We start from the raw sequence: 14,475 nt of genomic DNA on the forward strand, positions 1-14,475 counted from the left end.
GCCGTCTTCTGGAGCGAGCGATGTTCCCGCGCGATGCCCGTATCGAAGGTTACGACCCTGAACTGGCTGCGGCCATCGCCTCGGAGGCCCGCCGCCAGGAGGACCACGTCGAGCTGATCGCCTCGGAGAACTACGCCAGCCCCCGGGTCATGGAAGCGCAGGGCAGCCAGCTGACCAACAAGTACGCGGAAGGCTACCCGGGCAAGCGCTACTACGGCGGCTGCGAGTACGTGGACGTGGCCGAGCAGCTGGCCATCGACCGCGCGAAGCGGCTGTTCGGCGCCGACTACGCCAACGTGCAGCCGCACTCCGGCTCGCAGGCCAACCAGGCCGTGTACCTGGCCCTGCTGCAGCCGGGCGACAAGATCCTCGGCATGTCGCTGGCCCACGGCGGGCACCTCACCCACGGCGCCCGGGTCAACGCCTCGGGCAAGCTGTTCGAGGCGGTCCAGTACGGGGTGAACGACCAGGGTCTGATCGACTACGACGAAGTCGAGCGGCTGGCGCTGGAGCACAGGCCGAAGATGGTGGTCGCCGGTTTCTCGGCCTACTCGCGCCACGTCGACTGGGCGCGCTTCCGCGCCATCGCCGACCAGGTCGGCGCCTGGCTGTTCGTGGACATGGCGCACGTGGCCGGCCTGGTCGCCGCCGGCGTCTACCCGGACCCGGTGCCGCACGCGCACGTGGTCACCTCGACCACCCACAAGACCCTGCGTGGCCCGCGCGGCGGGATCATCGTGGCTGGCCGCGCGGGCGCTGGCGAGGCGTTCGACGAGATCGTCAAGAAGCTGCAGTCGGTCGTGTTCCCCGGCATCCAGGGCGGCCCGCTGATGCACGTCATCGCCGCTAAGGCGGTGGCCTTCAAGGAAGCGCTGGAGCCGGAGTTCAAGACCTACCAGGCGCAGGTGGTGGCCAACGCGCGGGCGATGGCGAAGACCATCGTCGAGCGCGGCTACCGGATCGTCTCCGGCGGCACCGACAACCACCTGATGCTGGTGGACATGATCGGCAAGGGGGTGACCGGCAAGGCGGCCGAGGAAGCGCTGGGCCGCGCCCACATCACCGTCAACAAGAACGCCGTGCCCAACGACCCGCAGAAGCCGTTCGTGACCTCCGGCCTGCGCATCGGCACCCCGGCGGTGACCACCCGCGGCTACCTCGAAGCCGACTGCGTGGAACTGGCTGACTGGATCTGCGACGTGCTCGACGCGCCCGAGGACGAGGCGGTCATCGCCCGCGTCCGCGAGGCAGTGACCGCGCAGTGCCGCAAGTATCCGGTGTATGGCTAAGACCACGGGACTCGGGACTCGGGACTCGGGACTCGGCGAAGCGCCGGGTCCGCGCCGCGTCGCCGAGGCTGCGCTTTTTCCCGAGTCCCGAGTCCCGGGTCCCGAGTCCCGGAAGCGCTGATGCACTGCCCCTTCTGCCAGCACACCGACACCCGCGTGATCGATTCGCGCGTGTCCGAGGACGGCGCCACCATCCGCCGCCGGCGCGAGTGCGAGGCCTGCGGGGAGCGCTTCTCGACCCTCGAGACCATCGAGCTGAAGCTGCCGGCGATCATCAAGTCCGACGGCCGTCGCGAGCAGTTCGACGCCCGGAAGCTGCGGGTCGGCTTCGACCGCGCGCTGCAGAAGCGGCCGGTGTCGGAGGAACAGATCGAGGCGGCGGTGCGCGCGGTGGTGCACGCGGTGCGCATGAGCGGCGAGCGCGAGCTGCCCTCGATCCGGGTCGGCGAGTTCGTGATGGCCGAGCTGCGCAAGCTCGACCACGTCGCCTACGTGCGCTTCGCCTCGGTGTACCGCGCGTTCGAGGACGTGGCCGACTTCCGCGAGGAGCTCGACCGGCTCGAGCGCGACCTGCCCGGCGAGGCGCAGCTGCCGCTGCTCGGCGGCGAGCTGGTGCCCTTCGCCAAGCCGCCGGACCGGCGCGGGCGCCGGTGAGGTGCGGCATCCGCGCGAGGCGGGACGCGCGATGAGCGCGTTCGCCTTCTCCGCCGCCGACCATGCCCGCATGGCCCGGGCCCTGGCGCTCGCCGAGCGCGGCGCCTGGACCACCCGGCCGAACCCGATGGTGGGCTGCGTGCTGGTCCGCGACGGCGAGGTCGTGGGCGAAGGCTGGCACCAGCGCCAGGGCGGGCCGCACGCGGAGGTGTTCGCGCTGCGCGAGGCCGGCGAGCGCGCGCGCGGCGCGACCGCCTACGTGACCCTGGAACCCTGCGCCCATACCGGCCGCACCGGCCCGTGCGCGGACGCGCTGCTCGAGGCGGGGGTGGCGCGCGTGGTCGCGGCCATGCGCGATCCGTTCCCGCAGGTCGACGGCGCCGGCTTCGAGCGCCTGCGCGCGGCCGGGGTGGAGGTCGCCTGGGGGCTGATGGAGGCGCAGGCGCGCGCGCTGAACCGCGCCTACCTGTCGCGGCTGGAGCGCGGCCGGCCGTGGCTGCGGCTCAAGCTGGCCTGCAGCCTCGACGGCCGCACCGCGATGGCCGACGGCGATTCCAAGTGGATCAGCGGCGCCGCCTCGCGCGCCGACGTGATGCGCTGGCGCGCGCGCAGCGGGGCGATCCTGACCGGTCGCGGCACCGTGCTCGCCGACGATCCCGCGCTGACCGTGCGGCTGGCGCCGGAGGCGCCGTTCGTGCCGCCGCTGCGCGTGGTGATGGATGCCCGGCTGTCGTCGCTGTCGCGCGCGCGCATCCGCGATGCCTCGGCGCCCACCCTGTACCTGCACGCCGGGGACGCGGCGGTGCCGGAGGGCGTGGCCATCGAGCACGCCGCGCTGCCTGTCCGCGACGGCGGACTGGACCTGCATGCCGCGCTCGCGCTGCTGGCCGCGCGCGGCATCGGCGAGGTCCAGGTCGAGGCCGGCCCGGTGCTGTCCGGGGCCTGGCTGCGCGCGGGCCTGGTCGACGAACTGCTGCTCTACATGGCGCCGGTGCTGCTGGGCGAGCGCCGGCGGGAGCGCCGGCGCCGGGCCGCGGATGAACCGCCGCAACGCATCGTCCCGCCGGGCGTCGGGCGCGGGCGCGCGGCGTTGCTAGAATGCGCGCGCCGGTTCGCCGGCGGTTTTCCCAACGAATGTCTTCAGGGCGGGGTGGAAGTCCCCACCGGCGGTAGGCGCGGCGACGCGCGAGCCCGCGAGCGCTGCCGGCGACGCCGGCAGGTCAGCAGACCCGGTCGGAGTCCGGGGCCGACGGTCACAGTCCGGATGCGAGAAGACGACCAGCGCGCGGCGCGGACCGCGCGCGCCGTCGCGTCCGGACGCATTCCCCACCGATCGTTGACCGTGCGGGCATTCCCGCCGGAGGGAGTAGGACGGATGTTCACCGGATTGATCGAAGGCGTCGGCCGGCTGCTGGCCGTGGAGCCGCGCGGCGGCGACGCGCGGCTGCGCATCGCCGTCGGCACGCTGCCGTTCGCCGACGCGGCGCTGGGCGAGAGCATCGCCGTCAACGGCGTCTGCCTCACCGTGGTCGCCTTCGACGCCGGCGCCTTCGAGGCCGATGCCTCCAGCGAGACCCTGGCGCTGACCACGCTCGGCGCGCTGGCGCCCGGGCGGCCGCTGAACCTGGAGCGCGCGATGCGGCCCACCGACCGCCTCGGCGGGCATCTGGTCAGCGGCCACGTCGACGGCGTCGGCCGGGTGGAATCGGTGCGCGAGGACGCGCGCGCGCAGCGCTGGCGCTTCGCCGCGCCGCCCGGGCTGCTGCGTTACGTCGCCCACAAGGGCTCGATCTGCGTCGATGGCGTGAGCCTGACCGTCAACGCGGTCGATGCCGGCGGCTTCGAGGTCGCGCTGGTGCCGCACACGCTCGCCCACACCGCCTTCTTCGCGACCGCGATCGGCGATCCGGTCAACCTGGAGGCGGACCTGGTGGCGCGCTACGTCGAGCGCCTGCTGGCGGCGCGGCAGGATGCGGCGGAGGACGCGGCATGAGCTTCGCGACGATCCCCGAACTGCTGGAGGAGATCCGCGCCGGCCGCATGGTGGTCATCGTCGACGACGAGGACCGCGAGAACGAGGGCGACCTGATCATGGCCGCGGAGCTGGTGCGGCCGTCCGACATCAACTTCATGGTCACCCACGCGCGCGGGCTGGTCTGCCTGTCGCTCACCCGCGAGCGCTGCGCCCAGCTCGGCCTGCCGCCGATGGTGCGCGACAACACCTCGCCCCACCACACCAACTTCACCGTCAGCATCGAGGCCGCCGAGGGCGTCACCACCGGCATTTCCGCCTACGACCGCGCCCATACCATCCGCACCGCGGTGCGGCCCAACGCCGGCCCGTCCGATCTGGCCCAGCCGGGCCACATCTTCCCGCTGGCCGCGCAGCCGGGCGGGGTGCTGGCGCGCGCCGGCCATACCGAGGCCGGCACCGATCTGGCCCTGCTGGCGGGGCTGGAGCCGGCCGCCGTGCTGGTGGAGGTGCTCAATCCCGACGGCAGCATGGCCCGGCGCCAGGAGCTGGAAGCCTTCGCCCGCGAGCACGGCCTGAAGATCGGCTCGATCGAGGACCTGATCCGCTACCGGCTGGAGACCGAGCACACCGTCGAGCGCGTGGACGCGCGGCCGATCGAGACCGACCACGGCCCGTTCGAGCTGGTGACCTACCGCGACCGCCTCAGCCACGGCCTGCACTTCGCGCTGGTGCGCGGCACGCCCGCGCCGGAGCGCGAGGCGCTGGTGCGGGTGCAGCCGCTGAACCCGCTGGCCGACGCGCTGCACTGGCGCCGCCCCGACCTGGGCCCGCTCAGCGGCGACGTGCTGGCGCGGCTGGCGCGCGAAGAGACCGGCGCCCTGGTGCTGCTCGGCGAGGCGCCCGACGCCGACGCGCTGCTGGCGCGCCTGCGCGCCGCCCCGGAGCCGGCGCAGGGCGGTCGCGCCGGCGCGCTCGCCGAGTGGCGCCGCAACGGCGCCGGCAGCCAGATCCTGGCCGACCTCGGCTTCGGCCGCATCCGCGTGCTGGGCACCCCGCGCCGCCAGGTGGCGGTGGCCGGCTTCGGCCTGGAGGTGGTCGGCTACGCGGAACCGCCGGCGGCCGGCTGATGCGCGCGCGCCATGCTCTAAACTGTGCGGCCCCCTCTCGTCCGGCCTCCGCATGACCCACTACGAAGGCGACCTGCGTCCCGCCGAAGGCGCGCGCTTCGCGATCATCGCCAGCCGCTGGAACCCGCGCATCACCGATGCGCTGGTGGCCGGCGCGCGCAAGGCCTTCGCCGAGCACGGCGTGGCCGAGGACGCGGTGGACGTGATCCGCGTGCCCGGCGCCTGGGAGATCCCCGCCGTGGCCGCGCGCGTGGCCGCCGCCGGCGGGCATGCCGCGCTGGTCGCGCTGGGCTGCGTGATCCGCGGCGACACCCGCCACTTCGAGCAGGTCGCCGACAACTGCGCCGAGGGGCTGATGCAGGTCTCGCTGGAGTTCGGCCTGCCGGTGGCCAACGGCGTGCTGGCGGTGGACGACGTGGTGGACGCCGAGCGCCGCGCCGGCGGCAGCCACGGCAACAAGGGCGAGGAGTGCGCGCTGGTGGCGATCGAGATGAGCGACCTGGTGGAGAAGCTGCCGTGAGCCGGCCGCACCGCACGGGCGTGGACCCGGTGCTGCGCACGCGCGCGCGGCGGCGCGCGCTGCAGGCGGTGTACGCCTGGCAGGTCAGCGGCGGCGACGCGCGCGGCATCGTCGCCCAGTTCGCCCACGAGCAGGCCAACGAGGTCGCCGACCTCGAGTACTTCGAGGACCTGGTGCGCGGCGTGCTGGGTCATCACGCCGCGCTGGACGCCTCGCTGCAGCCCTTCCTCGACCGCCCGATCGGCGAGGTCGACCAGATCGAGCGCGCGATGCTGCGCATCGCCGCCTACGAATTGCAGCACCGCATCGACGTGCCGTACCGCGTGGTCATCGACGAGGCGCTGAAGACGGTCAAGCGCTTCGGTTCCGAGCACGGCCACACCTACGTCAACGGCGTGCTCGACCGCGCGAGCGCGGACTGGCGCGCGGCCGAGGTGGAGGCCGCGCGGCGCGGATGAGCGCCACGCGGGCGGCCGGCGGCGGGATCGGCGCCGTGTTCCTCCGCATGGCCCGGCGCCCGCATCCCGCGAACCTTTCGCAAGGAGCCGCCCGATGGCCGAGTTCGACCTGATCGAGCGCATCCGCCGCCGCGCCGCCGCCCGCGACGACGTGGCGCTGGGCATCGGCGACGATGCCGCCCTGCTGCGCCCGCCGCCGGGCCGCGAGCTCGCCGTCGCCACCGACACCCTCAACGCCGGCGTGCACTTTCCCGCCGACACCCCGCCCGAGGCCATCGGCTGGAAGGCGCTGGCGGTGAACCTGTCGGACCTGGCCGCGATGGGCGCCACGCCCGCCTGGTGCACGCTGTCGCTCTCCGCGCCGGCGCCGGAACCCGTGTGGGTCGAGGCGCTCGCCGAGGGTCTGCTCGCGCTGGCCGACCGGCACGGGGTGAGCCTGGTCGGCGGCGACACCACGCGCGGCCCGTTGTCGCTGTGCGTGACCGCGATCGGCCACGTGGCGCCGGGCCGCGCCCTGCGCCGCGACGGCGCCCGGGTCGGCGACGACGTCTGGGTCAGCGGCACCCTGGGCGACGCCGCGGCCGCGCTGCGCGCCTGGCAACGCGGCGAGCCGGTGCCGGAGGCGCTGCGCGAGCGGCTGTGGCGGCCCACGCCGCGGATCGCGCTCGGCGCGGCGCTGGCCGGCCGCGCGCACGCCGCGATCGACGTCTCCGACGGCCTGCTGGCCGACCTCGGCCACGTGCTGCGCGCCAGCGGCGTCGGCGCCGAGCTCGCCATCGACGCGCTGCCGGCCTCGGACGCGCTGCGCGCCGCCCTGCCCGCGGCGCAGGCGCGGCGCGCGCTGCAGGCCGCCGGTGGCGACGACTACGAGCTGTGCTTCACCGCGCCGGCGGGCATGCGCGCCGGCATCGAGGCCGCCGCGCGCGAAGCCGGCGTCGCCGTGACCCGCATCGGCCGCATCGTCGCCGGCGAAGGCATCGCCTGTCGCGACGCCGATGGCGCCGCCTGGCTCCCGCCGGCCACCGGCTACGAGCATTTCGGCGGGCGCTAGCCGCGACCGGCCGCGGGGAGGCGGGTCCGACGGGGAGCATCGACGCTCGGCGTGTTTTTCCCTTCCCCCGCAAGCGGGGAGCACGCCGTTTTTCCCTTCCCCCGCAAGCGGGGGAAGGTGCCGAAGGCGGATGGGGGCACGCCGCAGGCGTGCAAAAGTGGCCCTCATCCGGCGCTGCGCGCCACCTTCTCCCGCTTGCGGGAGAAGGGAGGGCATGTCCCCGCTTGCGGGAGAAGGGAGGGCACGTCCCCGCTTGCGGGAGAAGGGAGGGCACATCCCCGCTTGCGGGAGAAGGGACTGCCTGCACCCGCTTGCGGGGGAGGGCGCGCGCCTCTACGCGGGCGCGGTGCCGACGGCGCGCGCCATGCGCGTGAGCGCCTCGTCCAGCAGCGGGCGCGGCATGGCGAAGTTCATCCGCACGAAGCCGGCGCCGCCGTCGCCGCATTCGGCGCCGTCGGTCAGCGCCAGGCCGGCCTCGCGGAAGCGTCGCGCCGGCTGCGCGTCGCCGAGCGCGCGGCAGTCGAACCAGGCCAGGTAGGTGCCTTCCGGCGCCCGGTAGCCGAGTTGCGGCAGTTCGCGGCGCACGCGCGCGTCGATCAGCGCGCGGTTGCCGGCCAGGTAGTCGAGCACGCGGTCGAGCCAGCCGCCGCCCTCGCGGTAGGCGACGGTGTTGGCGATCACGCCCAGCGTCGCGGTGGCGTGGCCGGCCAGCGGCGCCATGCGCCGCCAGCGCGCCTGGTCCTCGTCGCAGGTCAGGATCAGCTGCGCGCACTTCAGCCCGGGCAGGTTCCAGCCTTTGGACGCGGAGGTCGCCGTGATCGCCTGCGCCGCGGCGACCGGGCCGAGCGAGGCGTAGGGCACGTGGCGGTGCGGCGCGAAGACCAAGGGTGCATGGATCTCGTCGCAGAACACCCGCGCGCCGTGGCGGGCGGCGATCTCCGAGAAGCGCGCCAGCTCCTGCGCGGTGTACGCGCGGCCCAGCGGGTTGTGCGGGTTGCACAGGATCGCCAGCTTCGCGCCGCGGGCGAAGGCGGCGTCGAGCGCGTCCTCGTCGAAGCGCCAGCCGTCGCCGTCCTCGCGCATCGGCACCTGCAGCACCGGGTGGCCCAGCAGCCGCAGCAGCGGCACGAAGGGCATGTAGTTCGGCGTGGGCAGCACCACCGGCGTGCGTTCGGGTAGCAGGTGGCGCAGCGCCAGTTCCAGCCCGGTCAGCACGTCGGGCAGCGGGTGGATGCGCGCGGGATCGGGCGACCAGCCGTAGCGCTCGGCGTGCCAGTCGGCGCAGGCGGCGGCGAGCGCGTCGGTCAGCGGCGTGGAGAGATAGCCGGTGCGGCCGCCGGCGATCGCGGCGTGCAGCGCGGCCTCGATCTCCGGCGCGATGCCGAAGTCCATCTCGGCCACGAACGCGCCGATGCAGTCCGGGAACGCGGTCCATTTCAGGCCGCCGCCGGCGCGCAGGTCGTCGAGGGTCAGCGCGTCGAGTCGGGCGGCGAAGTCCACGGGCGTGCGTGCGTTCGGAGCGGGCGAAGCGCCAGTCTACGCATCCGCCGGGCGCGCGTCGCGGCGGCGGAAGCGGTAGATCAGCGTGCCGACCGCGATCGCCGCCGCCACCGCCAGCAGGTTGGCGGCGCTGGCGGCCAGCAGCAGCGCCAGCGACAGCAGCAGCGCGGCCACCGGGATCAGCGGCCCGCCGGGCAGGCGCATGCTCCCTGGCGGATCGCCGTAGCGCTGCCGCAGCACCAGTACGCTGCCGGCGGTGGTGATGTAGCCGATCAGGCGGGTCACCATCGACAGCACCGCCAGTTGCACGAACGAGCCGGTCAGCGCCAGCGCCAGGGCGATCGCGGCCTGCACGCCGATGGCGATCGCCGGCGTGCGGAAGCGCGGATGCACCCGCGCCAGCGCGGCCGGCCCGTAGCCGTCGGCCGCCAGCGCGTGCAGGAAGCGCGGGCCCAGCATCATGGTGTTGTTGTTGGTGCCCAGGATCGACAGCGCCGCGCCCACGGTGAGCAGCAGCGCCAGCCCTTCGCCGCCGAAGCCGGCCGCGGCGTCGGCCAGCGGCGTCTTCGAGTCCGCCAGCCCCGGCAGGGTGCCCTGGGCGACCAACTGCGTGGCCCCGTAGACCAGGGTCACCAGCGCGATCATGGTCAGCATCGCGAACGGCACGTTGCGGCGCGGGTCCTTGTACTCGCCCGCGGCCACCGGCAGGTTCTCGAAGCCGGCGTAGGCGAACAGCAGCAGCAGCGCGGCCTCGGCGGCGTCGCCGGCCGACAGCGGCGGCGCGGGCGCGCCGAAGGCCAGGCCCCAGTCCATGTGGAACAGGCCGATGAAGACGAACAGCAGCAGCGGCACCAGCTTGCCGAACACCAGCGCCCCGGCCGCGTGCGCCGCCCAGCGCACGCCGACCACGTTGATCGCGGTCAGCAGCAGCAGCGAACCGGCCACCACGAACGCGCGCCCGCCGCCGGCCGATGCCGCCGGCCAGAACCGCGCCACCGCGTCGGCCAGCCCGTTCGACAGCGACGCCGCCACGCTGATCCGGGTCAGCCAGATCGTCCAGCCGACCTGGAAGCCGACGAACGGCCCGAACGCTTCGCGCGCATAGAGATAGCTGCCGCCCTGGCGCTCGAAGTAGCTCGCGGCCTTGGCGTAGCACAGCACCAGCAGGCCCACGGTGGCGCCGGCCAGCAGCGTCGCCCAGACGCTGAAGGGCCCGAGCAGCGCGAACGCCGCGGCCGGCAGCAGGTAGATGCCGCTGCCGATGACGTCGTTCACCGACAGCCCGACCAGTTGCCAGCGGCCCACCGCGCGCAGCAGGCCGCCCTCGGCGGTCGTCGGTTGCGGCTGGTTCAAGGCGCACTCCCCGTGGCGGACCGGTCGATGGTAGCGAAAGTCCGGCGCGGCGAGGGCGGCGGCCGAGCGGCGACGCGATCGCCGCGACGCCGCGCCGAGGCTCCCGGCGGGCCGCCCTCGTGGGCCCGGCTTCGGTCGCGCCGCCCGCGCGCCGGCGGCGGCGCGGATTTCAGTCGTCGGCGCGGAAGGCGTCGCGGATCCAGCGCAGCCGCGGCGGTTCGCCCTCGGCCTCGACCACGTCGAAGCGGCACGGCGCCTGCGCCCAGCGCGGGTGCGCGGCCAGGAACGCCTGCGCGGCGCGCAGCAGCCGCGCGCGCTTGCCGGCATGGACCGAGGCCGCGCCGCCGCCGAACGCCGCGCTGCGGCGGTAGCGCACTTCGACGAACACCAGGCTGCCGTCGGCCTCGCGCATCACCAGGTCCAGTTCGCCGAAGCGGTAGCCGGCGTTGGCGGCCACCGGCCGCAGGCCGTGCGCCTGCAGGTACTCGTGCGCCATGCGCTCGACCGCACGGCCGCGTTCGCGGTTGCTGGCGGCCCGCGCATGCGAAGCGCGGGGCGGGGGCGGCGGCATCCTTGCCGGCATCGGCTGCGCGTCAGCCGCCGTCGGCGAGCGGCACCACGTGGCCGCCGCTGAAGGTGGCCCACGACGGCGTGCGCACGATGTTGCCCAGCGCGTCGATGCGCAGCAGGCCGGTCGCGCCGCGCAGCTCCGCCTCGCTGCCGGTGACCAGCCGCTCCATGAAGGCGGTCAGCAGCCAGGCGTCGTAGCCGAACGCGAACAGGCGCGCGGCGGGGCCGCGCGCGGTCGGCAGGCCGGCGGCGACGCTGGAGGCCATCGGCAGGCCGGCGACGCCCGAGGCGGCCCAGCGCTCGGTCGGGAACACGATGCCGTCGAGCGCGGCGTCCTGTTCGCTGCGTCCGCTCGCGTACAGCTGCGACGTGCCCACCCGCGGACGCGTGGCGTAGCCGGCCGCGACGAGCTGCGGCGCGATCGCGCGCGCCTGCGCGCCGCGCAGGGCGATGAACACCGCCTGCGCGCCGTCGTCCTTCAGCATCGCGTTGCGGAAGGCCTCGGTCATGTCGGGCGGGGTGTCGCCGGTCACCACCAGCAGGTCGCTGACCGCGCCGCCGCCGGCCTCCAGCCGCTTGCGGAAGGCGTCCACGCTGCGCCGCGCGTTGTCGTCGCCGCCGTTGAGCACCAGCACCTGGCGCACGTTGCGCGCGAGCAGGTAGTCGGCCGCGGCGGTGCCGTCGTCCTCCGGCGCCAGCGCGAAGCTGAAGGAGCCGGTGGGCGCGCCGTCGCCGGCGCGGTTGAGCGCCAGCACCGGCACCCGCAGCGCCTCGGGCCGCGCCAGCAGCGCGGCCACCTCGTCGCGGCCCAGCGGGCCGAGCACGTAGTCCGCGCCCTCGCTCACCGCGCGCTGGTAGGCCGCCGAGGCGCCGCCGGCGGCGGTGTCGTAGAACACCACCTCGGGGCGCTGGCGCTGCTCGCCGTAGTAGCCCGCCAGCAGGCCGTCGCGCACCGGCGCCGCCGCCGTGGCCAGGCTGCCCGACAGCGGCAGCAGCACGCCCAGCTTCAGCGGCGGCCGGTAGCCGTCGCGATCGGCGGGGCCGCGGTTGCCGGCATGCGCGGCCCACAGCGCGCGCAGGTCGAACGGCCGCGGCAGCGGCAGCCCGCGCGCCAGCAGCGCGCGGCCGACGTAGGCGTACATCGGATCGCCTTCGGGCAGGGCGGCGGCGTAGTCGGCGAGGGTCTGGTCGTCCACGGTCGACAGCAGGCGCTCGACCTCCTGCGCCGCCTGCGCGCGCTCGGCGCCGGACAGGGTGTCGTGGTAGCGGACCATCTCCACCGCCGCCGCCAGCCCCGGATCGCTCGGGCCGGTCGGGGCCGCGACCGGGGTCACCCCCACGGTGGCGCAGCCGGCCAGGATCAGCGCGGCCAGCAGCAGCGCGAGCGTGCAGGAAGGGCGTCTTGCCAGGTTGCGCATGGGGCGGTCCGGTGGAAGAAACGGCTAGGATTCTACCGAGCCCCGCGTGGAGACACGATTGTCCAGTTCCGCACCCGCCGCCGGCGTCCTGTACGTGGTGGCGACTCCGATCGGCAACCTGGGCGATCTGTCCGCCCGCGCCGGCCAGACCCTGCGCGAGGTGGCGGCGATCTGCGCCGAGGACACCCGCCGCACCCGCACCTTGCTGGCGCACCTGGGCATCGACACGCCCACGCTGCCCCTGCACGAGCACAACGAGGAGGCGATGGCCGCGCGGCTGGTGGCGCGGCTGGCGGCCGGCGAGTCGCTGGCCCTGGTCAGCGACGCCGGCACGCCGCTGGTCAGCGATCCGGGTTTCCGCCTGGTGCGCGCCGCGCGCCAGGCCGGGATCCGGGTCAGCCCGGTGCCGGGGCCGAGCGCGCTGGTCGCCGCGCTGAGCGCGGCCGGCCTGCCCAGCGACCGCTTCGTCTTCGAGGGCTTCCTGCCGGCCAAGGCCGCCGCGCGGCGCGAGCGGCTGGCGGCGCTGGCCGGCGAGTCGCGCACGCTGATCTTCTACGAGTCCGCGCACCGCATCGTCGAGTCGCTGGCCGACCTGCGTGCGGCCTTCGGCGACGCACGCCGGGCGGTGCTGGCGCGCGAGCTGACCAAGCTGTTCGAGACCGTGCTCGACGGCAGTCTCTCGGCGCTGCAGGCCGCCGTGGAGGCCGATGCCGACCAGCGCAAGGGCGAGTTCGTGCTGCTGGTGGAAGGCGCCGGCGAGGACGCCGGCGCGGTGCTGGCCGAGGGCCGCCGGGTCTACGCGCTGCTGAGCGCGCACCTGCCGCCGTCCAGCGCCGCGCGGCTGGCCGCGGAGATCACCGGCGCGCCGCGCAAGGCGCTGTACCGGGTGGGAACCGATTGACCCGGAGCCGGGTCGAAGCGGGGGTTGGTTCGGCCAGGGGGTGCGCGATGGCAGCGGGGAACGGGAAACGCGGCGCTCGCCGCGCACGGACGCTGGCGGCGTGGGGGTGCGCATTGCTGCTGGCAGGCTGCACCTATCCGATCCGCGAGCACAACATCGTGATCCCGCGCACGGCGGCACCGGTGGATCTGGCGGCGCTGCGCGGGCGCTTCCCCGACCACCGGATCGAGGCGATGACCATCGACGCGGCCGGCGGGGCGTTGCTGCACGGGCTGCGGTTCACGCGCGAGGACGCGCTCGCGACGTTGCTCTACTTCGGCGGGAACGGCTACACGGTCGCGCGCTTCGCGGAGCGCAGCGCGCGCGCCTACGCAGAGGTGCCGGTCAACATCGTGCTCGTCGACCATCGCGGCTACGGGGCGAGCACCGGCACGGCCGGCCTCGATGCGCTGCTGGCCGATGCGCTGACCGTTCACGACCACGTGCGCGACGACGCCCGGCTGGGCGGGCTGCCGCTGATCGTGCACGGCCATTCGCTGGGCAGCTTCATGGCCGGCCACGTCGCGGCCGCGCGCCGGCTCGATGGGTTGGTGCTGGAAGGCTCGGTGACCACCACCGAGGACTGGGCCACGCACCTGCGGTCCCGGCAGCCCCTGTGGGCGCGGATGCTGGTGCGCCGGGTGGCGCCGGAAGGCGCGTTGGCGGGCAAGGGCAACCTCGGCGTCGTCGCGGCGCTGGACGAGCCGGTGCTGATCGTCGCCGGTGCCGACGATGCGGTCACGCCGCCGCGTTTCGCGCAGGCGCTGTTCGATGCCGCCTCGCCGCCCGGCGGGCGCAAGCGGCTGCTGATCGTCTCCGGCCGCGATCACATGAGCGCCACCGATTCGCCGGCGTTCCGCCGCGCGCTGGCCGCGTTCGTCGCCTCGGACGTCGTCGCCGCCGGTCGCGCCGCGAATTGAGTCCCGGGGTGCTTCGCCGTGCGACAATGCGCGCGGCGGAGTCGGCCGGACAGCCGCGTCATCGCTTGCGATGCCGAGGAAAGTCCGGGCTCCACAGGGCACGGTGCCAGGTAATGCCTGGGCGGCGCGAGCCGACGGAAAGTGCAACAGAGAGCAGACCGCCGATGGCCGTCCTGTCCGCTCCGGCGGATGCGGCGGCACAGGCAAGGGTGAAACGGTGCGGTAAGAGCGCACCGCGAGTCCGGCAACGGACCGGCACGGCAAACCCCACCGGGAGCAAGACCAAATAGGGACCTCATGGCGCGGCCCGCGTCGGGTCCGGGTAGGTCGCTCGAGCGTATCGGCGACGATGCGCCTAGAGGAATGGCTGTCCACGACAGAACCCGGCTTACAGGCCGACTCCGCCCCCCCCAAAAAACAGAAGCCACCGCAGCCCATTCGCCTCGGCACCCGCTGCCTTCCCGAAGCCGAACCCGCACGGCCCCATCGCCCCTCTCCCGCGAGCGGGAGAGGGGTTGGGGTGAAACGCGCCAGCGCCTTCGCCGAAGCCCGTTTCTCCGGTCGTCGCCTCCTGCCCGCACGGCCCCATCGCCCCTCTCGCACGTACGGAAGAAGCGTTGGCGCGAGGCAGCCCATCCAGGCGCCGTCCCGCTGACCCGTTCATGTCATCTGCGCTGCCGAGAATCGCGCCTCGCACGAC

At 74.7% G+C, this 14,475-nt stretch carries 13 protein-coding genes, 1 other RNA gene, 1 pseudogene and 1 riboswitch; of the genes and pseudogenes, 11 read left to right on the top strand and 4 right to left on the bottom strand.

Annotation, left to right across the window (positions count from 1 at the left end; genetic code table 11):
- The first annotated feature begins 20 nt into the window (after nucleotides 1-20).
- The 8 genes and pseudogenes from glyA to thiL all read left to right on the top strand — a co-directional run bounded on the left by glyA (nucleotide 21) and on the right by thiL (nucleotide 7,074).
- On the top strand, nucleotides 21-1,289 hold the full coding sequence (gene glyA, locus Z164_RS0103850) for a serine hydroxymethyltransferase (protein WP_024889422.1): 1,269 nt from the start codon (nucleotides 21-23) through the stop codon (nucleotides 1,287-1,289).
- 120 nt (nucleotides 1,290-1,409) lie between these two features.
- On the top strand, nucleotides 1,410-1,943 hold the full coding sequence (nrdR, locus tag Z164_RS0103855) for a transcriptional regulator NrdR (RefSeq protein ID WP_024889423.1): 534 nt from the start codon (nucleotides 1,410-1,412) through the stop codon (nucleotides 1,941-1,943).
- A gap of 31 nt (nucleotides 1,944-1,974) precedes the next feature.
- Nucleotides 1,975-2,958, top strand: a pseudogene (ribD, locus tag Z164_RS19955) (bifunctional diaminohydroxyphosphoribosylaminopyrimidine deaminase/5-amino-6-(5-phosphoribosylamino)uracil reductase RibD); the annotation flags it as partial.
- A gap of 117 nt (nucleotides 2,959-3,075) precedes the next feature.
- A riboswitch (FMN riboswitch) is annotated at nucleotides 3,076-3,223 on the top strand.
- A gap of 95 nt (nucleotides 3,224-3,318) precedes the next feature.
- Nucleotides 3,319-3,936 carry a riboflavin synthase gene (locus Z164_RS21705; RefSeq protein ID WP_081770057.1) on the top strand — a complete coding sequence of 206 codons (618 nt, stop codon included), beginning with the start codon at nucleotides 3,319-3,321 and terminating at the stop codon, nucleotides 3,934-3,936.
- Complete coding sequence (ribB, locus tag Z164_RS19960; RefSeq protein ID WP_043689238.1) at nucleotides 3,933-5,045, top strand: 3,4-dihydroxy-2-butanone-4-phosphate synthase; 1,113 nt, start codon at nucleotides 3,933-3,935, stop codon at nucleotides 5,043-5,045. The genes Z164_RS21705 and ribB overlap by 4 nt, the downstream gene beginning before the upstream one ends.
- A 52-nt stretch (nucleotides 5,046-5,097) precedes the next feature.
- The gene (gene ribH, locus Z164_RS0103870; protein ID WP_024889425.1) at nucleotides 5,098-5,565 is read left to right on the top strand and encodes a 6,7-dimethyl-8-ribityllumazine synthase; all 468 of its coding nucleotides are present in this window, start codon (nucleotides 5,098-5,100) and stop codon (nucleotides 5,563-5,565) included.
- A complete protein-coding gene (nusB, locus tag Z164_RS0103875) occupies nucleotides 5,514-6,023 on the top strand; it encodes a transcription antitermination factor NusB (RefSeq protein WP_425477209.1) in 510 nt (169 codons plus the stop codon). The genes ribH and nusB overlap by 52 nt, the downstream gene beginning before the upstream one ends.
- Nucleotides 6,024-6,117: 94 nt before the next feature.
- Entirely contained in the window at nucleotides 6,118-7,074 is a 957-nt protein-coding gene (gene thiL, locus Z164_RS0103880; protein WP_024889427.1) for a thiamine-phosphate kinase, read from the top strand.
- A 333-nt stretch (nucleotides 7,075-7,407) separates the two neighbouring features.
- Here thiL and Z164_RS0103885 read toward each other — a convergent pair whose 3' ends face one another.
- From Z164_RS0103885 to Z164_RS0103900, 4 genes are all read right to left on the bottom strand, one after another.
- Nucleotides 7,408-8,574, bottom strand: coding sequence for a MalY/PatB family protein (locus tag Z164_RS0103885; RefSeq protein ID WP_024889428.1), 1,167 nt, complete (start codon nucleotides 8,572-8,574; stop codon nucleotides 7,408-7,410).
- A 36-nt stretch (nucleotides 8,575-8,610) separates the two neighbouring features.
- Nucleotides 8,611-9,927 (bottom strand): APC family permease, encoded by a 1,317-nt coding sequence (locus Z164_RS0103890; protein WP_024889429.1) that lies wholly within the window; start codon nucleotides 9,925-9,927, stop codon nucleotides 8,611-8,613.
- A 169-nt stretch (nucleotides 9,928-10,096) separates the two neighbouring features.
- Complete coding sequence (locus tag Z164_RS0103895; RefSeq protein WP_024889430.1) at nucleotides 10,097-10,498, bottom strand: YraN family protein; 402 nt, start codon at nucleotides 10,496-10,498, stop codon at nucleotides 10,097-10,099.
- 22 nt (nucleotides 10,499-10,520) lie between these two features.
- The gene (locus tag Z164_RS0103900) at nucleotides 10,521-11,915 is read right to left on the bottom strand and encodes a penicillin-binding protein activator (RefSeq protein ID WP_024889431.1); all 1,395 of its coding nucleotides are present in this window, start codon (nucleotides 11,913-11,915) and stop codon (nucleotides 10,521-10,523) included.
- A gap of 94 nt (nucleotides 11,916-12,009) precedes the next feature.
- On the opposite strand from Z164_RS0103900, the gene rsmI reads away from it, so the two are divergent.
- From rsmI to rnpB, 3 genes are all read left to right on the top strand, one after another.
- Entirely contained in the window at nucleotides 12,010-12,816 is an 807-nt protein-coding gene (gene rsmI, locus Z164_RS0103905) for a 16S rRNA (cytidine(1402)-2'-O)-methyltransferase (RefSeq protein WP_024889432.1), read from the top strand.
- Nucleotides 12,817-12,929: 113 nt separating this feature from the next.
- Nucleotides 12,930-13,775, top strand: a complete 846-nt coding sequence (locus tag Z164_RS19965; protein WP_024889433.1) for an alpha/beta hydrolase — start codon at nucleotides 12,930-12,932, stop codon at nucleotides 13,773-13,775.
- 37 nt (nucleotides 13,776-13,812) lie between these two features.
- Nucleotides 13,813-14,182: RNase P RNA component class A (gene rnpB / locus Z164_RS21295), an RNA gene on the top strand.
- The last annotated feature ends 293 nt before the right edge of the window (nucleotides 14,183-14,475 follow it).

Source organism: Luteimonas huabeiensis HB2 (genome assembly GCF_000559025.1).
Taxonomy (GTDB): Bacteria; Pseudomonadota; Gammaproteobacteria; order Xanthomonadales; family Xanthomonadaceae; genus Luteimonas; species Luteimonas huabeiensis.

Bases quoted from the DNA above. Each gene is read 5' to 3' on its own strand.
- glyA (WP_024889422.1), top strand. From the start codon at position 21: ATGTTCCCGCGCGATGCCCGTATCGAAGGTTACGACCCTGAACTGGCT.
- nrdR (WP_024889423.1), top strand. From the start codon at position 1,410: ATGCACTGCCCCTTCTGCCAGCACACCGACACCCGCGTGATCGATTCG.
- Z164_RS21705 (WP_081770057.1), top strand. From the start codon at position 3,319: ATGTTCACCGGATTGATCGAAGGCGTCGGCCGGCTGCTGGCCGTGGAG.
- ribB (WP_043689238.1), top strand. From the start codon at position 3,933: ATGAGCTTCGCGACGATCCCCGAACTGCTGGAGGAGATCCGCGCCGGC.
- ribH (WP_024889425.1), top strand. From the start codon at position 5,098: ATGACCCACTACGAAGGCGACCTGCGTCCCGCCGAAGGCGCGCGCTTC.
- thiL (WP_024889427.1), top strand. From the start codon at position 6,118: ATGGCCGAGTTCGACCTGATCGAGCGCATCCGCCGCCGCGCCGCCGCC.
- Z164_RS0103895 (WP_024889430.1), bottom strand. From the start codon at position 10,498: ATGCCGCCGCCCCCGCCCCGCGCTTCGCATGCGCGGGCCGCCAGCAAC.
- Z164_RS0103900 (WP_024889431.1), bottom strand. From the start codon at position 11,915: ATGCGCAACCTGGCAAGACGCCCTTCCTGCACGCTCGCGCTGCTGCTG.